Source organism: Actinoplanes sp. NBRC 103695, assembly GCF_030269485.1.
In the GTDB taxonomy this organism is placed as follows: domain Bacteria; phylum Actinomycetota; class Actinomycetes; order Mycobacteriales; family Micromonosporaceae; genus Actinoplanes.
This window is the reverse complement of record NZ_BSTL01000047.1, coordinates 24,859-45,727: the sequence shown is the minus strand read 5'-3', so window position 1 is coordinate 45,727 and position 20,869 is coordinate 24,859. Positions and strand designations below refer to the sequence as shown.

Sequence of the window (20,869 nt, the reverse complement as noted above, 5' to 3'; positions counted from 1 at the left end):
AGTAGACGGATTGCCAGGGCGGCAGGTCGTGGGGCAGGTGGCGCCAGGCGATGCCGGTGCGGTTGACGTAGAGGATGGCGTTGAAGATCTCGCGCATGTCGTGGGTGGCGACGCGGCCTTTGACGCCCGACCAGGCCACCCCCAGCTCAAAGGCTTCAGCGTCGTCAAACGGCGATGGGTCGTCGAACGCACCATGTCTTGGTGATGGTGGGGTAGGTGCGGCGATGCGGATCATGGTGGCGGAGGTGGTGGGGAGGGTTTCGTAGTCGCGGGCCAGCAGCCGACGATTTTCTTGCCGGCGTCGATACGGCTAAACCCACATAACACGCAAAGTACGTGAATCAGACGTCCTCTGAGATCAGGGCTTTCGGGCCTTGGAGGGATGTCCAGGATCATGGAGAGCATGGGTAAGAAGCGGCAGCGGTCTCGCCGGGGTTTCACGGCGGAGTTCAAGGCCCAGATTGTCGAGTTGTGCCGGCGTGATGATCACACGGTGGCGCAGGTGGTCCGGGAGTATGACCTGACCGACACCGCGGTGCGGAACTGGATCCGGCAGGCTGACCTCGACGCCGGCACTCGTTCGGACGAGCGGGCCGAGCTGGCGGCGTTGCGGCGGCAGAACCGGCAGTTGCAGGAAGACGTCGACATCCTGAAACGGGCGACGGCTTTCTTCGTGAGGGAGACCCGGTGAGCGTGTATCCGTTCATCGCCGCGGAGAAAGCCGGCAAGCACAAGGTCAAGCGTGCGTGCGGGCTGCTCGAAGTCTCCCGGTCCGCGTTCTACCAGCACGCCCGCGGCGTCGTGTCGCAGCGGCGACGCGTCGACGAGGTGCTGACCGTCAAAATCCTCGCCGTGCACGCGGCGTCGAACGGCACCTACGGGGCGCCGCGGATCCACGCCGAGCTGGCCGCTGCAGGCGCCCGGCACGGCCGTAAACACGTCGCCCGGCTGATGCGCGGGATCGGCTGCCGTGGCGGCAGCCCGCGCCAGCAGCGCAAGATGTCGGCGATCTTGAAATTCCCCAGGTCTGAGCGTTTTCCGATCACGTAATTCGGTTCTGGCGATGACCTTGTGATCAGCAGATGTTGGCGTGTCGCCTGTCGTCCTATGTGGATTGTGATAGCTGACCGCGGTGCGATCTTGAACGGCTGCTGCCGCACCTGGCGAACGTCACCATCGACCGGGTCCACGAGACCGGCGGCTGGATAGTGATCGAGGCCAGATCTGGGCGTGACCGGGCAGCGTGTCCAGGCTGCGCTACCGAGTCGGGGCGGGTGCACGGTCGCTATCACCGGCAACTGGCCGACACCGCTCTGGCCGGACGGCCGGTCGTCATCCAGCTCCTGATGCGCCGTTTGGTCTGCCGCCAGGACGACTGCGCTCGGGTCACGTTCGTCGAGCAGATCCCCGGCCTGACCACACCGCACTCCCGATACAGCCCGCCGTTACGGAAGGCGTTGATGGCGATCGAGGTGGCCTTGGCCGGTCGACCGGGCGCCAGGCTGGCGCGGAGGCTGGGCATGCCCGTCGGGCGTGACACCATGCTCAACCTGCTGCGCGCCGCACCGCTGCCGCAGCCGGGCGTGGTTACCGCGCTCGGCGTCGACGATTTCGCCCTGCGCCGCGGACACGTCTACGGCACGGTGTTGCTGGATATGGACACCCACCGGCCGGTCGACGTGCTGCCGCCTGCAGCAGCCAGGCACCGTCAGCGCCAACCTGCTCGACATACGCGGCGACCGCGTCCGCCCCGCTCGGCTGCCGCTCGTGACGCACCGAACGGCCATAACGAGCACCCCAATGCTCAGGCATCACCACGGCCAACCAGAGTTCGTCGACCTTGGCCAACGCCTCCAGCGCGGCCCGCATGGTCTCCGCGACCAACTCGACCCGGCTTAGCCGGCGCACCGCGGCCAGCACATGCGTCGAATCCGTCCTCGCACGACCACGAGATTTCACCAAGCCGGCTTCGGCGAGCCGGTCGACCATCACCTTCAACAGCCGATCCGCACGATCGCCCTGGGCGAGACGATCACGAAACTCACTAAGCACCGAGTGATCGAAACCCGGCTCGGTCAACTCCATGCCCAACGCATATTTCCAGTCGATGCGGCAGGCCACCGCCCGAGCCGCCTGACGACCGGTCAGGTTCTCCGCGTACTGCAACACCGACACCAACGCCAGCCGCGCCGGCGAGACACCACGCCGGCCATCCGAGGGAAACCAGCCGACGAAATCGTCATCGACGAACAAGTCCTGAAGCAGGTCCTGCACCCGCATCGCCGGCGTCCCCTTCGGACTCGCCGCCCACGCGACCCGCGCCGTCTCCTGCGTTCCGCAGCTCGGCGTCGATATAGTCCGCGAATCTGGGCTTTGAGCTGGGCAAACGCCGGTAGGCCCAGTGACAGGGCGTGTCACTAGGCGGCTGTGTTGTCGCAGGTCAAGCGGTTGCGGGTGTCGCGTCGAAGATCCGGGGCGGCTCGGTGACCCGCAGCTTCGTGAGCAGGGTCTTCTGGGGTTGGGACAGCTCGGTGCGCTGGGCGAACGTGCCGGCAGGGCCGGTGAGCACGCCCAGGTGCAGCCGGTCGATCTCGGTGCGGATCGTCGTCCAGGTGTGGCCGGTCTCAGTCTCGGCAACCCGGATGAGCAGCAGGGCCAGCCAGCAGAGCAGGATGTGAGCGCGGATGCGGTCCTCGCGGCGGTGGAACACCGGCCGCAGGTCGAGGGTGATCTTCATGTCGCGCCAGCCGCGCTCGACTTCGAGGAGCTGCTTGTAGCCCAGAGCGATGTCCTCGGCCGACAGTTTCGGGTCCGAGCAGCGCAGCAGATACTTGCCGTCCAGGCGTTGTTCGGCTTTGACCTTGGCCTGGTCGAGGCGCAGCAGACCCTTCGGGGTGACCCGCAGGAACCGGTTCAGACCCGGCTTGGTCGAGATCACACCGCGCAGCTCGGCGCGTTTGGTGGCAGACAGCCGGTCGGTGTCATCGATCAGGTCCGTGAGCTGGGCGATCAGCCGTTCCGGACGGCGGCGTCCCGGTCGGCGGCTTCGGAGTTGTAGCAGATGACGAACCGGTCGTCGGCGTCGATGTTGACTTCCTTGACCTGCAGGTTCTCCGCGACGCTCGCGTAACGGCCCTGCCGGGCCAGCGCGGCGTCGGCTTCGCTGGTGCCGGCTCGTAGTTTCTCGCCGAGGATGTAGTGCCCGCCGCCCTGTTGCAGGAAGCGACGGTTCTCGGCAGATGCGAAGCCGCGGTCGGCGACCCAGACGACGCGGGCCAGACTCCACTCGCGCATGTCGGTCTTGACCTGCCGGATCAGGGCGGAGTCGCCGGTGTTGCCGGGCCAGCACCAGACGCGGACGGGAATGCCGGTGCGGGTGACGGCCATCCCGACCACGACCTGGGGCAGGTCGTCGCGGGAGTCCTTGCTCTTGCCATGCGTGCGAAACCCGGTCTGCCGGGCCGCTGCCGGATCGTCGTCGGCCACGACTCGGCCCTGCTGGTCACGCCACAGTGGTTCGTCGGCCTCGTCGAGTTCGAAGTAGGTGCTGGTGGTATCGAAGAACAGCAGGTCGACCTCGAGGTTGAGCAGGTCGGCGATCTGGCCATAGACCCCGCGGGTCAACGCGGGTTCGACCTCGATGAGCTGGTCCATCGCCCGATAGCAGGCGTCGTCGGTGACGTGTGGCAGGCCGGGCAGGTACACGTCCTGGCAGATCCAGTCGGCGGCGGCCAGCTTGCTCGACGGGGCCAGGGCCCGGTTGGCGACCAGGGCGAACAGCGCCCGTTCGACGTCGACTTCCCGCCGGGAGGAGCCGACCAGCGGCCGCAGGTGCGGCTGCGGCGAGGGCGTCGGCCGGGGCGAGCAGCCGTGACAACGCGTCCACTAGGCGGCGGATACCGGCCACGTCGAGCTGGTCCTCGCGGCCGAAGGAGTACAGCACCCGGGTCTTGGACGCCTTCGTGGCCGGGTCCCACTCGTTGTGAGCCAGTTGCAGGTAGCGGATCGTCTGCCCGTCGCGGGTCTTGCGGGTCGACGCTTTCAGTACACGAGGCACGACCGTACACCGACTATGAGATCGGGCATAGATGAGCAGCTCAGCAAAGTTATCCACAGGCAGGCGTGTCACTAGGCGTTTTCGCGATTCCCGCCATGCGGCAACGCCCTGACCTGCACCTTCACCCCGCGACACCGACTATATCGACGCTGAGCTGCGGAAACGCAGGCGTCTCGGCCGGGATAACGCTTCCCGAACTGCGCCCCATCGACATCCGACGATCTCATCAGGGCGCGCCGGGCGCGGACCGCCCGACACGCCGGTCAAGATCACCAACAGCATCCCGCTTCTGCGCCAGAGCCATTCGTGTGGCACAGTCCCTTTCCCAGCGTGGCCGTGCCTTCGAGAAGCTACCCGTGCTGGTTCGGAGGATGTGTGTCAGCTTGGGCAGTTGCCAAGGTAGGTCGGGGGCCCTGACACGCGGAATCGGTGTCGCGGCCGGGCGTGGCGGACGGCCGGGTGTCGACCGCAACACGGTCGTCGGTTATCGGACGGCTCGGGCGTAGGTGCTGGCGGTGAGTCTGAAGGCGTCTCGGAAGTGTCGGTTGAGTTGGCTGCCTACCGACGGGTCCAGCGTGTTGAGCGTCAACGTGATCAATCCAGGTCGGCGGCGGTCGGTCCGCGCGCGGCGGCCCCGGCAGCGGAGTTCAAGCCGATCAGCCTGGCCATGCACATCCACGGCCCGTTCAGCGAGGGCGGAGCCAGCTACGAGGCACACCTGTACCAGGCCCGGCGCCTCGGTGTGGACCTGGTCTGGTGGACCGATCACGATTGGCGGGTCGCCGCTCACGACCACCGGCTGGCGGTGCGTTCGACGGCAGCCCGGAACCGGAGGCCGGTCTGCCTGGACCTGGACGCAGAGCACGGAAGGCCTGCTCGCCACGACAGCGGCCACGTTCGTCAACGGCCCGCACAGCGCGGACGACCCGGGCCGGGCGTTGCGGCTGTCCGCTCGTGGTGCCGGAGTGACCGGCGGGATCCTGTGGCAGGTCGGCTCGGCCTGGAACTCGACCTATCACACGTGCATCGCCGACACCGTGTTCACGCTGGACGTGCTCCCGGAGCAGGCCGGGCCGGACGCGATCCTGCTGATGCAGATGAAGCTGTCGTACCACCCGGCCCGCGGGGAGCAGCCGGCCGGCGAGTACGTCCTGCGCTACCGGATCGGCGGGGCCGGGCTGCCGGCGTACACCAGCAGCGGCCTGCTCGGTGTCGTTGATCTGCCCGCGCTGCCCGGGGCCTGGACCCGGCTGTCACTGCGGCTCGCCGAGGACATCGGGGGCTCTGGCCGGGGCTGGTCGCCGCCGACAACAGCCTGCGGGGGCTGCGGGTGGGCGTCGCTGCCGGACCGGGCCGGCCGGTGAGCTTCGTGGTCGACCGGTTGACCTTCGAGCGGACCCGCCGGGCCGGTCAGGCCCGGTGAGGAACTGCGGCCCGAGATGCTGGCGGCGTACGCGGAGGAGTACGCCGACGTCAAGCACTACCGCGCGTACGAGATCTCCCTGGCCCGCCATCTGAACTGGTACGGCGGCGACCAGAAGCTGCCCGCCTTCTGGTCGCCACCGGCGCGCGACGACGACCCGGCCGCCGCCGCGAAGATGGTCACGTTCCTGCACGCCCACGACGGCATCGTGTGCTGGAACCACCCGCTCGACGTGGAGACCCGGGAGCCTCGCCAAGCTGATGACCGAACGCGACCTGTTCGGCGTCGACCTGGTCGAGATCGGCCGCGAGCCGCAGGAGGACCTGCCCTGGGTCCTCGACGTCGCGGCGCGCAACGCGCTGTTCTTGACGGCCGTCGGGGCCAGCGACGACCACGACGGCGGGGACAGGCTCGCCGCCTGGGCGCCGACCCGCCTGCGGAGCGACGTCGTGCCCGCGCTGCGCCGGGGAGCGGCCGGGTTCGTCGACCCGGTCCACTATCGGGGAACGATGGACCTGCGGGTGGCCGGCGACTCGGCGACGGGCGCCGTCAGCCTCACCAAGGCCACTTCGGGGCAGGTGGACGCCGTGGCTACAGCGCTGCCCGCCGGGTCGTTCCTGGGGTCGTCACCGGGGTGACCAACTTGCCCGGGACCAAGTGGCTGACGCCCGCGACCACGGTGCGGGGGTGCCGGCCGGGACGCTGACCGACGGCCGTTCCCACTCACTGTCCGGCCCGGGCCTGGCGCGTACGTGCGCACCTAGGTCCGCATGGCGGACAACCACCTCATCGCCGCCTCGAACCCGGTGTGACTGCTCCCGAAGGCACCCAAGAAGGGCGTGCCGGCCGACCGCAAACGGCAGCTCTGACCCACTCGCGGTCCCACCTGGCCCTCTCGCGGTCAGACCCGGACCAGCCCGCTCTGATAAGCGATCACCACGAGTTGGGCGCGGTCGCGGGCGCCGAGCTTGGCCATCGTCCGGGCCAGGTGCGACCTCACGGTGAGCGGCGACAGGTAGAGCCGCTCGGCGATCCTTTCGTTCGACAGGCCGTGTGCCACCAGCGTCAGCACCTCCCGCTCGCGGTTGGTCAGCTCGTCCAGTTCCGGCGCCACGGGCAGCGTCGACGCCATCGGCTGGCCGAGGAAGTGACCGATCAGGCCCTTGGTCGCGGTCGGGGAGAGCAGAGCGTCACCGGCGGCCACCACCCGGATCGCGTGGACCAGGTCGGACGGCTCGACGTGCTTGCCGAGGAATCCGTCGGCGCCCGCCCGCAGCGCGAGCAGCAGGTTGTCGTCGTCCTCGAAGGTGGTCAGCACCAGCACCCGTACCCCGGCCATCTCGCTGTCCTGAGCGATCTGCCGGGACGCCTCCAGGCCGTCCATCTCTGGCATGCGCAGATCCATGAGGACGACGTCAGCCCGCTCCGACCGGGCCAGCTCGATCGCTTCGCGGCCGGTGGCGGCCTCGCCGACGACCTCGATGTCGGGCTCGGGATCGACGAACATCCGGAACCCTGCTCGGATCAGCGCCTGGTCGTCGGCCAGCACCAGCCGGATCATCGGGCCGGCGCCGTCAGCTCGACGTGCAGCCGGTAGCCGCCGTCCCCGGACGGCCCGGCCGTGAACGCGCCACCGTTGGCCGCGACGCGCTCACCCATCCCGAGGATGCCGAAGCCGGAATCGGGGTCGGCCGGGCGGGCGCCGATCGCGTTGCTGATGTCGACGGTGATCCCGCCGGACGTGTAGGCGACCGTCAGCCGGGCGAGGCCGCCGCCGTACTTCTGCGCGTTGGTCAGTCCCTCCTGGATGATCCGGTAGGCCGCCAGGTCGGCCAGGGCCGGCAGCTCGCGGGTGCTGCCCCGCTGCTGGTGCTCGACACGCAGCCCGGCCGCGCCGAAGTCGTCGAGCAGCCCGGCCAGCTGGGCCAGCCCCGGCACCGGCTCGACGACCAGGGTGTCCCGCCCGCCCGGCCGCCGGAGCAGTCCGACCACCGACGCTAACTCGCGGAGCACGGTGTCGGACAGGCGGCTGATGTTCTCCAGCGCCGGGGCGACCTGCTCGGGCCGGTGCGTGAGTATGTTGCGCGCCCCGCTGGCCTGCACCTTCACCGCGGCGATGTGATGCGCCACCACATCGTGCAACTCGCGGGCGATGCGTACCCTTTCCTGCGCGACCCGCAACTGTGCCTCCTCGTCCCGGGACTGCTCGGCGTGGCGGGCGCGCCGCTCTACCTCGGCGACGTAGGCCCGCCGGCTGCGGGTCGCGTCACCGACCGCCACGCCCACGCCGAGCCACGCGATGGTGCCCAGCATGTCGGCGGTGGTCCCTGCCCATATCAGCTGGCCGGCGACCAGAACGGCGGCGGCGGACGCGGCGAGGATCCAGCTCCGGCGCCGGTCGGCGCCGATCGCGTACGTGTGGATCAGCACCGCGATGATTCCGGTGACCAGCGGGTTCTCGGAGTGCTGGAGGATGCTCAGCGCGAGTGCCAGCGCGACGACGCCGACCAGCGCGACGACCGTCCAACGGCGACGCGCCAGGACGCCGATCAGCGCCAGAGCGGCCACAGGGCCGTCCCACGGCCCGACCTGGGGACGGCCCGGGATGTCGAGCAGGAGCAGGAGGATCCCCGCGACGACGAACGCCAGCGTGAGGAGCAGGTCCTCGACGACGGGGTGGCGCCGGAGCTGATCCAGGTCCATGCGGCGATGGTAGGCGGGCGTCGCCGCGGCCCGCATCGTCTGGTAGGACTAGCTCGCGCGGACCGGATTGGTGCTGTGGTAGTAGGCCGGAATGCCATCTTCTGTAGGATTGCCGATTAGAGCGCAGCGGGCCGATGGTCTTGGCCATGAAGCGACTGTTGACCGGCGCCGCCCTCGTGGCCCTCGCCCTGCCTTTGATCACGGCGTGTTCCTCCACCGAGGAGCCCGCCACCGCGCCGACCCACCAGCACGCCTCGTCCGCGGCGGCACCACGGGTGCTACCGCTGCGACCCGGCGAGCACTTCCAGGAGGTCAAGTACGCGAAGCCGATCACGCCCGCCCCGCCGGAGGGCGGCCTCGACGAGTACCGCTGCGTGATCCTCGACCCGAAGCTCACCAAGCCGCAGTTCCTGACCGGCGTCCAGTTCACGCCGCAGAACGTGCCCATCGCCCACCACGCCATCACCAACGTGATCGCCCCCGAGCACGCGGCGGAGGTCCGGGCGAGAGACGCCAAGACGCCGGAGGAGGGCTGGACTTGCTTCGGCTCGGTCGGTGTCGGCGAGTCGACGTGGGTGGACAACTGGACGCCCAACGTGCAAGAGACCCTGCTCGAAGGCAACCTCGGCTTTTCCCTGGCCCCCGGCAGCCTGATCCTGATGGAGACCCACTACAGCCTGCTGGGTACAGGCGGCAAGCCGGCCGGCACCGATCAGTCCACCGTGCGGCTGCGTCTCACCGACGGCAACGCGGACACCATCAAGCTCGACTCCGTGGCCCAGGTGGCGCCGATCGAGCTGCCGTGCGCGACCGAAGAGTCCGGCCCGCTGTGTGACCGGGCCGCCGCGGTCGCCAACGTCAAGAAGCGGTTCGGCGTCGCGGCCGGTTCCATGGAGGAGAACCTGCTCAAGATGTGCGGCTACGCCAAGCCCAAGCCCGGCACCACGCAGCAGTGCGACACGCCGGTTCCCGGACCGATGACGGTGTACGCCGCTCGCGGGCACATGCACCTGCTCGGCCGGGCGATCAAGGTCGAGCTGAACCCCGGCAAGCCGGATGCGGAGATGCTGCTCGACGTGCCCGACTTCAACTTCGACGACCAGGCCCTGCAGGTGCTCGCGCAGCCGATCAAGCTGAAGGCCGGTGACCTGCTCCGGACGACGTGCACGCATGACGCCGCCCTGCGCCGGCAGTTGCCGCAGCTGAAGACCCTGCCGCCGCGCTACGTGGTCTGGGGCGAGGGCACCGCCGACGAGATGTGCCTGGGCATCCTGACCGCGTCCAGCGGCTCATGAGCCCGGCGGCTGGCCGGGTCCTGCTGCCACTACGGATGTTCCTCGGCCTCACCTTCGCGTACGCCGGCCTCTCCAAGCTTCTCGACCCGAGCTACCTGGACCCGTCGTCCCCGGCCGGCGTGAGGCAGCAGATGCTGGCCGTGGCGGACACCTCGCCGATCGGCTTCCTGGTCACCCTGAGCGCCGAGCACGCGCCGGTGACCGGGCTGGCCATCGCGATCGGCGAACTGCTGGTCGGGGTGGCCGTTCTGGCCGGAGTATTCACCCGGGCGGCGGCCGCCGGCGGGCTGTTGCTGGCGCTCAGCTTCTTCCTGACCGTGAGCTGGACCGCAGACCCGTACTACCTGGGCGCCGACATCTTCGTGGCGTTCGCCTGGACGCCGCTGACGATCGCCGGCGACGGCGGGGTGCTGTCCCTGCAGAGGTTCCTGACCACGACGCTGAAACGGCGGGACCAGGGGCTGGACGCCAACCGGCGGGTGCTACTCCTCGGCGGATCGGCGGCGACCGTGCTGGCCGCCACCGGCGCAACCGTCGCGCTGGCCCGCCGCGACGAGCCGCCGGCCGGTGGTGGTGGCAGTGCGCAGCCGGGGACCGTGATCGTCGCGGCGGCGGATCTCGCCGTCGGGGCGTCGCTCAAGTTCACCGCTCCCGGTGGTCAGGCCGCCTACCTGCTGCACCCGGCGGCGGACACGTTCATCGCGGTGAACGCGGCCTGCACCCACCAGGGTTGTCCGGTCGAGCACACCGGCGACGCCTTCCGCTGCCCCTGCCACGGCGGGACCTACGACCGAGACGGCCGGGTCACCGGGGGGCCGCCACCGGCGCCGCTCACCCGGATCCCGGTCGAGGTCGTCGACGGCATGGTCACCACCGCCTGAGCGACCGTCGTCGCCGCTCGCGCGCTCTCACCCGTCGCGGCGTCCCGCGTCGAGCGCGCGGGCGGCGGCGGTGGTCCGGCGGGTGGTGAGCGCGGCGACCATGTCGGCCACCCGGCGAACGGCCGGTGAGCTCTCGCCGGTGCGGGTGGCCAGGGCTAGGTCCACGGTGGCGGCGCCGGTCAGCTCGACGTAGGCGACACCGGCCAGGGCCAGGCTGCGCACCGGCTCCGGGACCAGCGCCACCACCAGTCCGGCGGCCACGAAGACCGCCAGCGCGTGGCCGTCTCGCCCACCTCCATCACCAGGTCGGGGTGGAAGCTGGCCTCCGCGCAGGCCGCCATCACGTGCTCGTGCATCGACGAGTGTTGCCCGGAGAAGTGCGTCACGAACGGCTCGCCGGTCAGCCGGGCCAGGTCGAGGCGACGGCGGCCGGCCGCCAGGTGATGGTCGGGGAGGACCACGCCCAGGCGTTCGGTGCACAGCAACCGCACGTCGACCTCGGGGCGGTCCACCCCGTCGGGCCGGAGCACCGCGAGGTCGTAGGCGACCTCACCGGGATCCCACGTGGACTGTGACAGGAAGTACTGCAACCGTTGCACCGCCGCGTGTTGCGCCCCGACAACCGGCTCGGAGCCAGCCAGCCTGGTCAACGTTTTGTTCCGGTCCCGCGGCGCCAGCAGCCCGGTCAGATAGTCAGGGAAACCCCGCCGCTGCGCCAGCCGCGAAACAACTCGTCGGACTCGGCCGCGTAGTCCTCCAACGGTCCCGCAGCCGGCGGACACACCGCACGAACCACCAGCACCCCACCCACTCGACCCGACACCATCCGGTGCAACGCAGCAGAGTGGGTGAAGGTTACGAAGCCGACAAACTACCGCTAGGCGACCGACCGATCGGCGTCGAGTCCCACCAGGCGCACATTCCAGCCGCCCACCTCGGGCGGATGGATCTGGGTCATCGACTTGAACGGCGCGAGGCTTGCGCCGTCGCTGATCACGGTGGTGCCGACGGCCACGTCGTCGAGGAGTCAGCCGCCCTCGTTGCCGACGTACCGGAAGCCGAGCAGGATCTCCTTCCCCGCGTACGCGGACAAGTCGTACCGGTGCGGCCGGAAACCCTCGGTGGATCCGGTAACGGCAGGCCCGTCGGGACCGTCGACCGTTTTGTCGCCGGGGATGGCGGTGTAGGTCTTGCCGCCGTCGGTGGAGACGAGCACGTACCCGAAGTCGTAGCCCTCTTCGGCGCCGTACCTGGCCTGGAACGTGAGGGCGGCGTTCGAGGACGGCACGGACACCTTGGTCACGGCCGAGGAATCGGTGTTGTTCTCGTTGCCGGAGAACATCACCGCGTCACCGGGGCGGTCCGGGTCGCTGGACGTCACCGTCCACGACAGCGGTGTGACCGGAAACGTCGGATCGCCGTTGAACCGCAGCGACCGCAGCTTCGAGCTGTCGCCCAGCGGTATGTAGTCGGCGCCGTTGGGCGGGGCACCCGGGGTGGCGTAGGCGCTGTCGTCGGCCAGGTTCACCGGCGAGCTGACACTCGCGGGCGTGGCCTTGAACTTCTCGATGCCGGACATGGTCCCGCGCTCGCCTTCGACGATCCGGTCGGTGAGCACGGAGATCTGATAGGCGTGCAGGAACGTGGACAGCTTATCGCCCTCCGACTCGACCAGGGCGCGGATACTGTCGAGGCCCTGTCGGTCCGCGTCGCGGTGCAGCTTCGTGCCGGTCCTCGCCGCGGTGATGGTGCTGGGCGCCCTTGCCGCGATGGTCCAGGTGAACGGCACACGACTGCACGACGGCGTGTCGCTGGTCGCCCTGGGCTTCGCGTTGTACGCCGTGCTGGTGTATGGACCCAGCTTGCCGATGGCGGCCGGCGCCAGCCTGGCGACCCTGCTGTTCAGCACCGCCTTGATCATGATGCGGCCACCTCCATGGCTGGGCTGGCGGCGGTTCGAGCTGCTCGACGCGCTCGAGGTGTTCGGTCAGATGGTCGCCTACGGCGCGGTGATCTGGGCAGCGGCCCTGATCGTGCGCCTCCTCCGGCAGCAGCGGGCCATCGTGCGGGAACGCCGGGCCGGCGTCGAGCGCGATCGCCGGCACCTGGCCCAGATCGCCGTGGCCGAGGAACGCACGAGGATCGCCCGCGACTGCACGACATCGTCGCCCACTCGCTGCCGGTGATCGTCCTGCACGCCAACGGAGCCTCGTACCTGCTCGACGAGGACCCCGGCGAGGCGCGCGAGGCGTTGCACACGATCAGTGTGACCGGACGTGACGCGCTCGCCGAGATCCAGCAGCTCGTCGAGCACCTGCGCAGCGACGCCGTCGATGCGGGCGGTCCGAGCCCGGCCGAACCGGAACAGATCGACGCCGTGGTCGAGCGGGCCCGGGGTGCCGGCCTCACGGTCGACCTGGTCGTGGACGGCGTCGCGCCGGCGATGCCCGGTGGGGGCGCGCTCGCGGTCACCCGGATTGCGCAGGAGTCGCTGACCAACACGCTCAAGCACGCCGGCCGCCACCGTGCACGTCCGGTACCGGCCGGACGCCGTCGAGGTCGAGGTCGACGGCCGGGTCGCGGCGCCGCACCGTTCCGGCGGGTTCGGCCTGGTCGGCATGCGCGGGCGGGTTCACCTGTACGGTGGCGAGTTCGTGGCCGGACCCCGCGAGAACGGCGGCTGGCGGGTACGGGCGAGCATCCGGCTCGGCGGGGCGGCCGAACGGGCGGTGAAGGTATGATCCGTGTCGTGCTGGACGACCAGCAACTGGTGCGGACCGGGCTCCGCATGGTGCTCGACCGGCAGCCGGACATGACGGTCGTCGGTGAGGCCGGCGACGGCGCCGAGGCCCTACGGCTGCTGAGGGGCACCGAGGCCGACGTCGTGGTGATGGACCTGCGGATGCCGGTACTCGACGGGGTGGCCGCTACCCGCGAGATCTGCGCCGCCGGCCCGGAGCCACGCGTGCTGGTGCTGATCACGTTCGACACACCGGCCAGGAGGCGTTCGCCGCGCTGCAGGCCGGAGCACGCGGCTTCCTGCTCAAGAGCGTGCCACCGGACGATCTGCTGACGGCGATCCGGACAGTGACCGGCGGCGAGGCGGTGGTGGCCCCGCGGATCACCCGGCGGCTGCTCGACCGCTTCGCCGGGCGGTCGCAACGACCATGGTCGTTGCGACCGCGTTCGTGCTATTGTGTTCCGGTGACGCGTCCCGGATCCGAAACAGCGCGGCGTAGCCGTCGGGAGCGGCCCGCGAAACCCGCACTTACCAGACAGGGGATCATCGATGCCGGGCTAGGCATTTTGTCTGCGGAAGGCCTGGCCAAGGTGACCATGAGACGAATCGCGGGCGTGCTCGACACCGGTCATGCGTCCCTCTACGTGTACGTACGCGACACCGAGGATCTGCACGCCCAGATCCTCGACGCTCTGCTGGCCACCGTTAAGTTTCCGAGCAGCGGCAACTGGCGTACACGGCTTAAGGATCTGCTGACCGGCTACGGCGAGGTGCTGCGCAACCATGCCGAGCTCGCCCGCATGGCGCTGTCCACGCAGCCGAACGGCCCACACTTCACCGCGATCGTCGAGCAGGTACTGGCGCTACTGAAAGAAGGCGGCGCCGACGACCGTTCGGCCGCCTGGGGAGTTGACCTCCTCCTGCTGGTGCCCACGGCGCTGGCCGTCGAACACAGCGCGGAAGTCTCGCCGAGACTGGAAGCCGAACGGCTCTCTGACATGGAGACCCGTATCCAGACCGTCGACCCGCAACAATATCCGAACATCGCCCGGCTCAGCGCCGACCTTGTTGCCGGCGGCGGCCTGATCCGAAGCCTCTGGGCCCTGGACGTGGTGGTCGACGGCATTCTCGCGCGTACCGCCGCCAACCGTATGCAGTAGCCGAACCCGCGTACTGACGCTGGACCCGCAACTTCTGGCCGACGGAGATGACAGGAGCCGGGTGACGGGAGACTGTCACGCCCGGATCTGAGGGAGCCGGGAGGTGAGACCCCTCCCGGCCACCCGACCACTGTGTTCGGTATCCCACTCGGTCCGCGTGAACCCGGAGTGCTCGGCACTCGTCTTCAGGGTACGAGTTCCTTAAGGACGACACGGAGTAGCAGAGTGCACACAGCCGACAACAACTACGCGTTCTCCGCCTTGGCGGCCGTCGAAGGCCTCCGGCTGGACGCCGAACAGGCCGCCGTGCTGAGGGGTGGATTGCAGTCAGGTTTCCTGGCCCGATGCATGCACCCGGTCACTGTCGAGGATCTGGCTGAGTCGACCGCCCTGGACCGGTCACGCGTCGAGCATCTGTGCCGCGCGCTCCGCGCGATCGATGTCCTGCACGAAGAGTTCGGCCACTACCGGCTTGCTCCGTTCTATGCCGCGCTCGTCACCGGAGGCGCGGACGGATACGCCCTCGACGTCCTCAACGGATCGGCAGTGCGTCAACAACTCTTCACCGACCTCTTCGCCTCGGCCGGATCGGCGGCCTTCTGGAGCCTGGGGCATGCGGAGCAGCGAGCACTTGCGGCGAGCGTGAGCGTCGATCCGTTCACGTCACATGGCCGAACCGTGATGACGTCGCTGATCGAAGGCAACCCGGCCTGGCACGAGGCCTTCTCCACGGGAGCCCGCTATCTCGAGTTCGGCTGCGGGCTCAGCGGAGCGATGCTGGCCGCTGCCGCGATGTATCCCGCACTCAGCGGTGTCGGCATCGACATTTCCGCAGACCTCATCAACGTAGCCCGGGCCCGCGCGGTCGCCCTGGGTCTGAGCGACCGGATCGACTTCATCGTCGCCGACGCCGCCGTCTACACCTACCCGCATCCCTTCGACGTCGTGCTGTGGAGCCAGTTCTTCTTTTCTTCAGCCTCTCGACCGGCGGTCCTCGCCAATGCTCGCGCGCAACTCCGGCCCGGAGGGCTTCTGATCGCTCCGGTACTCATCCCGGCCGAGCAGCCAGAGACCATCCGCAGCGCGCTCGACACGCTGCTGGTCCGTTCCTGGGAAGTGCCACCCATGACCAGCGCGGAGCTCGAATTCGAAGTCGCGGCGGCTGGCTTCGTGGACATCACCGTTCACCGCAACCGTTTCGGCACGATGCTGCTAGCCCGCCGTCCCAGCCTGGTTGGCCGGGACGAGCGGGGATCATCTGTCCGGTGAAAACCGCTCAGCTGCGTGCCGGGTAGTGATGACGTACTTGCCGCGGACGCCGCCCGCTTCCCGCCGCCGATAGGCTTCGGCCACGGCGTCCATGGGAAAGATGGAGTCCACGAGAGGCCGGATCGTACCCAACTCGACGTAACGAGCGCGGGGTCGGTGTGGACGTGGCCGCGAGCCTGTTCGATGTCGCTGAGGGCAGGTCGGTCGCCAAGGGGTCGGTCGACCGCATTTCGTTTTCTGTGGTCGATGCCGCCGCCTGCACCGACCCGCGTCCGTTCAACGTGGTGTTGTGGAACCAATTTTTGTTCACCGGCGCGTCCCGGCCGAAGTCCTCGCCAACGCCTACACACGGCCGCGGCCGGGAGACCTTCTGATCGTCCCCGACCCGGCCTCTCCGGCCTCGAGCAGGTCCCTGCCACGGGAATCGGAAAACCCTCGATGACCTGAACGCCGCGGGTCGAATTTACGTCGTTACGATATGGCTGAAACCAGATCAACTGACTTCCCGGTCACCCGGCGTTGTCCGTTTTCTGAGCCGTCTGAGCAGGCGAAGGTCCGCGAGGAGCGTCCGATCAGCAAAGTACCGCTGCACGGCGGTGACGAGGCATGGTGGGTCTCCCGGTACGCCGAGGCACGGGCGATCCTGACCGACTCCCGGTTCTCCTCGGACCGCCGTCGGCCGAATTTCCCGATCCCCGGCTTCGACAAAGCCATGCGCCAGCGCCCCCAGGCCCAAGCGCCCAGCATGATCGGCATTGGACGGCGAGGAACACGCGGCCGAGCGCCGTGCCCTGATCGGCGAGTCCACCGTCCGGCGGATGGCCTGCCTGCGACCTCGCATCCAGGAGATCGTCGACGGGTTCATCGACGACCTGCTCGCCGCCGAGAAGCGCCCGGTCGACGTGGTACGGGCGCTGGCCTTGCCGGTAACGTCCCTGGCGATCTGCGGACTGCTCGGCGTGCCGTCGGGGTCGACGAGGTCCGGTTCAAGTCCGACTCCCCCGTCTACGGCGCGTACGAGCTGCCGGGTCACCTGGTGAGGGCGGTCATGCGGATCGTGGCGGACACCGGCGTCTGCGTCGGCGAAGGTCAGTGCGTGCTGACCGATCCCGGCGTCTTCGACCAGGACGACGACGGCATCGTCACCCTGCTCACCGACCGGCCCGAGGGCGGCGCCGCGGACCGGGCCGGAAACGCCGTCGCTCTCTGCCCGACCTCGGCCTCATCGATCATCGAGGACTGACGAGCCGGGCGACGACCGCGCCGGCCAATCCGGTCGGCCGAGCCAGGCGCGGAGGATCCAGAGCGGCGACGGCCTGGTCAGCCCCTCGGCCACCAGGCCGGGCGGCAATCACCCGATCGAAGACAGCACAGGCGAAGCCCCTGGTCGGGGCATCGGGTTTTGGTCGATTTGCTGTCTTACCAGGAGCCTCGCCCTCATCGATCTCCGGCCCCGCCTCCCCGCACAGACCTACAAGATCAAGTTGGTAAAGGCTCAATGACGAAAGGTGGGCGTCGTGGTAGTCACACCACCGTACGTTCTGCAGACCAATCCCGTGTGGGCCGCCCTGACCGGGCCACAGTGTGCCTTGGCGATGAACAGAGGCGACGCGGTCAGGGTCTCACCTGGTGGTACGGCGTCATTCGCCGCCGTCCGCGATCATCTTGAGTCCAAGGCATGGGATGACCTTCGCTACTTGATGGGACCTGGCGAGGTATGCACGCTGGTGACGGGCTCTCCAGTCGCTCCGACTGGCTGGGAGGTAATTGACGCGCGGTCCGCCGTGCAGATGGTCCGTGACCCCGGACCCTCCCCGGCCGCGGTCGAGTTGGTCGAAGAGTTCGAAGTCCCCGGGTTCAGCTGGCTCGGCCCGCCACCGTGGAGTCCTGTGAGTACAGTTCGCCGCTGGAGGCGGCCGGTTGCCGCGGCCGGAGAGCGCCTTCGTGTCTCGGGCTGGGTGGAGGTGGTTGCGGCGGGCCGCTCCCGATCAGCGGTGGCCGCTGCCGCGGCCGCAGCAGTTGTACGAGCGGAGAAGCGAGGAGATCACGCCTTCTTCTACGCAGGCGCCGACGATGTCCGGCTGCTCGACCACCTGGACCGTAAAGGATTTCTCCTGTGCGCGACCGGGTGGTTCACACGGCTTCGTCATGAGGGATGAGGCGCAGTCTGGCGGTATCCAACGCCCGCTCAGGACCCGCATCACACGGCTCGTGACTAATTACTTCGACCTGAAAAAGTAGATCGATGGTTATCGGCGTGGCCGGCTGTGTCGGCCACGCCGGTTCCGTCATCATGGTCGATGGCAGGAAGTCGTTGTAGCGCAAGGGATTGCGTGATGCTCCGGACTCGGAATGTGCAGCCGTCGTTGTGGGAGTCGGTACTGCCGGAGGTGTGCCTTCGGCTGCCCGCCGAGCTGGAACGTGTCGATGTGTGGCTGGACGACGAGCGGTTCTTCGCCACGTTCGTGCCGCACTTCTCGACGCGGATGGGCCGGCCGAGCATCCCGATGGAAACCTACCTGCGGTTGATGTTCCTCAAGCACCGCTACCGGCTCGGCTACGAGTGGTTGTGCGCCGAGGTAACCGACTCGATCTCGTGGCGGCGGTTCTGCCGCATCGACATCGACGGCCGGCTGCCGCATCCGAGCACGTTGATGAAGCTGACCACCCGGTGCGGGGACGCAGCGATCACCGCGCTCAACGAACAACTGCTGGCCAAGGCGGTCGAGGCCCGAGTGGTGAAGACGGGAAAAGTCCGCGCCGACACCACCGTGGTGTCGGCGAACGTTGACTACCCCACCGATACCGGGCTCCTCGCCAAGGCGGTGACCAGAATGTCGCGGATCGTCAAACGGATCCAGGCCGCCTGCGCCGCGCCACGCACCGCGTTCCGGGACCGCAGCCGGGCGGCCGGGCGGCGGGTCCGCGCGATCGCAGCCCATCTGCGTCTGCGTAACGCGCAGGCCCGCGAGCAGGCACATGCCACCGTCACCAGGATCACCGGGCAACTGGCCGGGCTGGCCGAGCAGACTTCGGCCGAGGCGCAGGCGGTGTTGCGCAATGCCCGCCGAGGGCTGACCCGGGCGGCCGGGCGGGCGCGAGGACGACTCCGCCGCGCCGCCGACGAACTCGCCGTCATGATCCAGCGCACCGGCATAGTCGTCGCCCAAGCCCGGCTACGCCTGGCCGGTGGTAAACCGACGCCGCGACCCGGCTGGTCAGCCTGCACGACCCTGATGCCCGCCCAATCGTCAAAGGACGCCTCGGCCGGCCCACCGAGTTCGGCTACAAAGCCCAGATCATCGACAACGTCGACGGCATCGTCCTGGATTACACCGTCGAGCAGGGCAACCCGGCCGACGCCCCGCAACTGGCACCCGCGATCAAACGGATCACCAATCGGGCCGGCCGGCCCCGCAACGGGTGGCCGCGGACCGCGGCTACGGCGAAGCCGGCGTCGAGACCGATCTACTCGACGCCGGCGTGACAACGGTGGCAATCCCACGCAAAGGCAGACCCGGGACCGCCCGCCAAGCCCACGAACGGCAGCCAAGCTTCCGCCGCCTGGTCAAATGGCGAACCGGCTGCGAAGGCCGCATCAGCCATCTCAAACACCGCTACGACCTGCACCGCACCCGCCTCGACAGGCTCACCGGCGCCCGAACCTGGTGCGGATACGGCATCCTGGCCCACAGCCTCACCAAAATCACCGCCCTCGCAGCCACCCAGACGTGAACGCCCAGCACCACAAATCTCCCACCGCCGGCGCTACCCCATCCGCCACAGCGACGGAGAATCACTTTTTCAGGTCGAAGTAATTAGCCAGTCCGTCAGCTTCTCCGCGTCGACGACCGTGCACTCCCGGAACCCCAGATGAGCGCGGATCTCGGCCCTGTGCCGCTTGATCGTGCGCCCGGCCCACTCGTAGAAGCCCAGCGAGCCTGCCTCCACGCCCAGCTGCCGCGCGGCGAACTCCACCACGTCCTCATGCAGCTCCGCCCGGCCGCGCGGGAACCGGCCGAACCGGCCGTAGAACTTCAGCAACAGCGCAAAGCCGAGCTGCGTATCGCGGTGCTTCGCCGCGACCAGGTCCTGCTCAGCACCGACCAACGTCCAGTGCTCAACCAGGTCCCCAAGACTCATCAAAGGACGTTTCACAGCCGGAGACCATTCCGACGCCCAACACACCCCGACAGCCCTCACACCTAGATCATCTTTTTGGCCCCTGGTGTCGTGGTTCTTACCAACACCCCGACCTGGCGGAGTGCCAGGGTTGGGCGCACGGGGCCACGAATCCGCCGCACCGCCTGAACGCCTCGCGGTTGCTGCCGCGGATCCTCCTGGCCGGCAGCCGGTACGACGTGTCCACCCCGTACGAGTGGTCGGTGAGCCTGTCCCGTCAGCTGCCGAGCGCCACGCTGCTCACCTACGACGGCGTCAGCTCCGGCTCCTATGACGACAGCCCGTGCGCCCGGCAGGCCATCGACGCGTACCTTGCTGACCGGCCGAACCTCGCCGAAGGGCACGCACTGCCCGGCGGTCGACCCCCAGCCCGAAACCGGAGCCGCGCGCGCCCTTCGTGAATCGGAGGCCGCGATGACCCGGTGGTGACGAAGTCCCGCGCCGACAGACGAGACCTCCGGGGTGGCCCTGACATCAGGGCCGCCCCTGACGTACGGCGGGCACCTCTGACCGCGATCCCCTCTATCCCATTTCACCTTGGAGATCACATGCCCACTCGACGATCCGTCCTGATCGGCGCCGGCGCCACCGGACTCGCCGCCGCCCTCCCGGCGGCCGGCATCCTGGCCGCCCACCGCGCCGCCGCGGACTACGCCGAGCTCGTTCCCGACATGCTCGCCGCCGATCGGCACCGCCTGACCACCGGCGGCCGGGTCGACGATCCGGACTCGCGCTGACCCACCTGGCGGTGCGAGCGACCGGTCCGGCCGCAGTCCGGCTGCGTACCGGCACCGGCTGGTCGGAGTGACGGGAGGTGGCCGACTGCCCGGCTGGGAACGACCGCAAGCCCGGCGGCCGGCTGCTGCTCGCCGACGGCGCGTCCGGTTACGAGATCGAGGTCAAGAACGGCGGCGCCGCGTCGGTGCTGGAGCTCAACGCGGTCGACGGCCCGCGCCACCGCCGCGCCGAGCCCCGTGTCGGTGCTGCGCGCGCCTGAAGTCTCCCGGCTGCCCTTCGGCAAGCTGCCGTGATACCTGTCGAGGGCGGCGTGGAGCGCGGACGAGAGCTATCGGCTGGAGCCGGACGGCGTCACCCTGGATACCCCGCCGGCCTTCTACCCGGTGCAGACGCTGACCGTGCACCACAGCGGCGGCGGCGA

Annotated in this window: 26 protein-coding genes and 6 pseudogenes; 20 read left to right on the top strand and 12 right to left on the bottom strand. The window is 69.1% G+C overall.

The genetic code is table 11. The features are described from left to right. Positions 1-235: transposase (locus tag QSK31_RS49355; RefSeq protein WP_502873114.1), on the bottom strand; the 235-nt coding region annotated here is incomplete at its 3' end. 168 nt (positions 236-403) lie between these two features. Between QSK31_RS49355 and QSK31_RS44970 the strand changes: the two genes are divergently transcribed. The 3 genes and pseudogenes from QSK31_RS44970 to QSK31_RS49025 all read left to right on the top strand — a co-directional run. Next, positions 404-691, top strand: coding sequence for a transposase (locus QSK31_RS44970; protein WP_285691230.1), 288 nt, complete (start codon positions 404-406; stop codon positions 689-691). Further along, positions 688-1,050, top strand: a complete 363-nt coding sequence (locus tag QSK31_RS44965) for an IS3 family transposase (protein ID WP_285691229.1) — start codon at positions 688-690, stop codon at positions 1,048-1,050. The genes QSK31_RS44970 and QSK31_RS44965 overlap by 4 nt, the downstream gene beginning before the upstream one ends. 158 nt (positions 1,051-1,208) lie before the next feature. Continuing rightward, a pseudogene (locus QSK31_RS49025) lies at positions 1,209-1,358 on the top strand (transposase family protein); the annotation flags it as partial. Between the two features lie 229 nt (positions 1,359-1,587). Here the strand turns inward: QSK31_RS49025 and QSK31_RS44960 are convergent. Next, positions 1,588-2,418: a transposase gene (locus QSK31_RS44960; protein ID WP_502873113.1), complete on the bottom strand. Its 831-nt coding sequence runs from the start codon at positions 2,416-2,418 to the stop codon at positions 1,588-1,590. A 22-nt stretch (positions 2,419-2,440) separates the two neighbouring features. Further along, positions 2,441-4,057: pseudogene (locus tag QSK31_RS49350) on the bottom strand (IS1634 family transposase). Positions 4,058-5,022: 965 nt separating this feature from the next. On the opposite strand from QSK31_RS49350, the gene QSK31_RS44945 reads away from it, so the two are divergent. Beyond that, positions 5,023-5,421 (top strand): hypothetical protein, encoded by a 399-nt coding sequence (locus QSK31_RS44945; protein ID WP_285691223.1) that lies wholly within the window; start codon positions 5,023-5,025, stop codon positions 5,419-5,421. Between the two features lie 116 nt (positions 5,422-5,537). Here QSK31_RS44945 and QSK31_RS44940 read toward each other — a convergent pair whose 3' ends face one another. Then, positions 5,538-5,663 (bottom strand): hypothetical protein, encoded by a 126-nt coding sequence (locus QSK31_RS44940; protein ID WP_285691221.1) that lies wholly within the window; start codon positions 5,661-5,663, stop codon positions 5,538-5,540. Positions 5,664-5,740: 77 nt separating this feature from the next. On the opposite strand from QSK31_RS44940, the gene QSK31_RS44935 reads away from it, so the two are divergent. Continuing rightward, the gene (locus QSK31_RS44935) at positions 5,741-6,118 is read left to right on the top strand and encodes a hypothetical protein (protein ID WP_285691220.1); all 378 of its coding nucleotides are present in this window, start codon (positions 5,741-5,743) and stop codon (positions 6,116-6,118) included. Positions 6,119-6,381: 263 nt separating this feature from the next. Here the strand turns inward: QSK31_RS44935 and QSK31_RS44930 are convergent, their stop codons facing one another. Then, a complete protein-coding gene (locus QSK31_RS44930; RefSeq protein WP_285691219.1) occupies positions 6,382-7,041 on the bottom strand; it encodes a response regulator in 660 nt (219 codons plus the stop codon). After that, positions 7,038-8,183: a sensor histidine kinase gene (locus QSK31_RS44925; protein WP_285691218.1), complete on the bottom strand. Its 1,146-nt coding sequence runs from the start codon at positions 8,181-8,183 to the stop codon at positions 7,038-7,040. Before QSK31_RS44925 ends, QSK31_RS44930 begins: the two co-directional genes overlap by 4 nt. Positions 8,184-8,329: 146 nt before the next feature. Between QSK31_RS44925 and QSK31_RS44920 the strand changes: the two genes are divergently transcribed. Next, positions 8,330-9,478 (top strand): monooxygenase, encoded by a 1,149-nt coding sequence (locus QSK31_RS44920; protein WP_285691217.1) that lies wholly within the window; start codon positions 8,330-8,332, stop codon positions 9,476-9,478. Beyond that, positions 9,475-10,359, top strand: coding sequence for a Rieske 2Fe-2S domain-containing protein (locus QSK31_RS44915; RefSeq protein ID WP_285691216.1), 885 nt, complete (start codon positions 9,475-9,477; stop codon positions 10,357-10,359). Before QSK31_RS44920 ends, QSK31_RS44915 begins: the two co-directional genes overlap by 4 nt. Positions 10,360-10,386: 27 nt before the next feature. Here QSK31_RS44915 and QSK31_RS44910 read toward each other — a convergent pair whose 3' ends face one another. From QSK31_RS44910 to QSK31_RS44895, 4 genes are all read right to left on the bottom strand, one after another. After that, the gene (locus tag QSK31_RS44910) at positions 10,387-10,581 is read right to left on the bottom strand and encodes a type 2 periplasmic-binding domain-containing protein (protein WP_285691215.1); all 195 of its coding nucleotides are present in this window, start codon (positions 10,579-10,581) and stop codon (positions 10,387-10,389) included. Then, positions 10,539-10,958, bottom strand: coding sequence for a LysR substrate-binding domain-containing protein (locus tag QSK31_RS44905; protein WP_285691213.1), 420 nt, complete (start codon positions 10,956-10,958; stop codon positions 10,539-10,541). Before QSK31_RS44905 ends, QSK31_RS44910 begins: the two co-directional genes overlap by 43 nt. A 278-nt stretch (positions 10,959-11,236) precedes the next feature. Next, entirely contained in the window at positions 11,237-11,374 is a 138-nt protein-coding gene (locus tag QSK31_RS44900; RefSeq protein ID WP_285691212.1) for a hypothetical protein, read from the bottom strand. Between the two features lie 12 nt (positions 11,375-11,386). Beyond that, the gene (locus QSK31_RS44895; RefSeq protein ID WP_285691210.1) at positions 11,387-12,148 is read right to left on the bottom strand and encodes an immune inhibitor A domain-containing protein; all 762 of its coding nucleotides are present in this window, start codon (positions 12,146-12,148) and stop codon (positions 11,387-11,389) included. Here QSK31_RS44895 and QSK31_RS44890 point away from each other — a divergent pair. The 6 genes and pseudogenes from QSK31_RS44890 to QSK31_RS44870 all read left to right on the top strand — a co-directional run bounded on the left by QSK31_RS44890 (position 12,138) and on the right by QSK31_RS44870 (position 15,528). Beyond that, positions 12,138-12,545: a sensor histidine kinase gene (locus tag QSK31_RS44890; RefSeq protein WP_285691209.1), complete on the top strand. Its 408-nt coding sequence runs from the start codon at positions 12,138-12,140 to the stop codon at positions 12,543-12,545. The genes QSK31_RS44895 and QSK31_RS44890 overlap by 11 nt on opposite strands. Further along, a pseudogene (locus QSK31_RS49020) lies at positions 12,542-12,625 on the top strand (hypothetical protein); the annotation flags it as partial. The gene QSK31_RS44890 and the pseudogene QSK31_RS49020, both read left to right, overlap by 4 nt. Positions 12,626-12,884: 259 nt before the next feature. Further along, positions 12,885-13,100, top strand: coding sequence for a sensor histidine kinase (locus tag QSK31_RS44885; RefSeq protein WP_285691208.1), 216 nt, complete (start codon positions 12,885-12,887; stop codon positions 13,098-13,100). Further along, positions 13,097-13,515, top strand: a pseudogene (locus QSK31_RS44880) (response regulator); the annotation flags it as partial. The gene QSK31_RS44885 and the pseudogene QSK31_RS44880, both read left to right, overlap by 4 nt. Positions 13,516-13,695: 180 nt before the next feature. Next, entirely contained in the window at positions 13,696-14,259 is a 564-nt protein-coding gene (locus tag QSK31_RS44875) for a TetR/AcrR family transcriptional regulator C-terminal domain-containing protein (protein WP_285691233.1), read from the top strand. A 225-nt stretch (positions 14,260-14,484) separates the two neighbouring features. After that, positions 14,485-15,528, top strand: coding sequence for an SAM-dependent methyltransferase (locus tag QSK31_RS44870; protein ID WP_285691207.1), 1,044 nt, complete (start codon positions 14,485-14,487; stop codon positions 15,526-15,528). On the opposite strand, the pseudogene QSK31_RS49015 reads toward QSK31_RS44870, so the two are convergent. Further along, positions 15,514-15,663 (bottom strand): annotated as a pseudogene (locus tag QSK31_RS49015) (zinc-binding dehydrogenase); the annotation flags it as partial. The gene QSK31_RS44870 and the pseudogene QSK31_RS49015 sit on opposite strands and share 15 nt — an antisense overlap. A 29-nt stretch (positions 15,664-15,692) precedes the next feature. On the opposite strand from QSK31_RS49015, the gene QSK31_RS44865 reads away from it, so the two are divergent. The 4 genes and pseudogenes from QSK31_RS44865 (at position 15,693) to QSK31_RS44850 (ending at position 19,263) form a co-directional block, all read left to right on the top strand. Next, on the top strand, positions 15,693-15,902 hold the full coding sequence (locus QSK31_RS44865; RefSeq protein ID WP_285691206.1) for a hypothetical protein: 210 nt from the start codon (positions 15,693-15,695) through the stop codon (positions 15,900-15,902). A gap of 381 nt (positions 15,903-16,283) precedes the next feature. Next, the gene (locus QSK31_RS44860; RefSeq protein WP_285691205.1) at positions 16,284-16,568 is read left to right on the top strand and encodes a hypothetical protein; all 285 of its coding nucleotides are present in this window, start codon (positions 16,284-16,286) and stop codon (positions 16,566-16,568) included. Positions 16,569-16,576: 8 nt separating this feature from the next. After that, on the top strand, positions 16,577-16,771 hold the full coding sequence (locus QSK31_RS44855; protein ID WP_285691204.1) for a ferredoxin: 195 nt from the start codon (positions 16,577-16,579) through the stop codon (positions 16,769-16,771). Positions 16,772-17,864: 1,093 nt separating this feature from the next. After that, positions 17,865-19,263 (top strand): annotated as a pseudogene (locus tag QSK31_RS44850) (ISNCY family transposase). A 69-nt stretch (positions 19,264-19,332) separates the two neighbouring features. Here the strand turns inward: QSK31_RS44850 and QSK31_RS44845 are convergent. Then, positions 19,333-19,671, bottom strand: coding sequence for a DUF4158 domain-containing protein (locus tag QSK31_RS44845; RefSeq protein ID WP_285691203.1), 339 nt, complete (start codon positions 19,669-19,671; stop codon positions 19,333-19,335). Between the two features lie 26 nt (positions 19,672-19,697). Here QSK31_RS44845 and QSK31_RS44840 point away from each other — a divergent pair, with 26 nt between their 5' ends. The 3 genes from QSK31_RS44840 (at position 19,698) to QSK31_RS44830 (ending at position 20,707) form a co-directional block, all read left to right on the top strand. Continuing rightward, entirely contained in the window at positions 19,698-20,111 is a 414-nt protein-coding gene (locus QSK31_RS44840) for an alpha/beta hydrolase (protein WP_285691232.1), read from the top strand. A 147-nt stretch (positions 20,112-20,258) separates the two neighbouring features. Beyond that, a complete protein-coding gene (locus QSK31_RS44835) occupies positions 20,259-20,447 on the top strand; it encodes a hypothetical protein (RefSeq protein WP_285691202.1) in 189 nt (62 codons plus the stop codon). Between the two features lie 77 nt (positions 20,448-20,524). Next, complete coding sequence (locus QSK31_RS44830; protein WP_285691201.1) at positions 20,525-20,707, top strand: hypothetical protein; 183 nt, start codon at positions 20,525-20,527, stop codon at positions 20,705-20,707. Positions 20,708-20,869 lie beyond the last annotated feature (162 nt).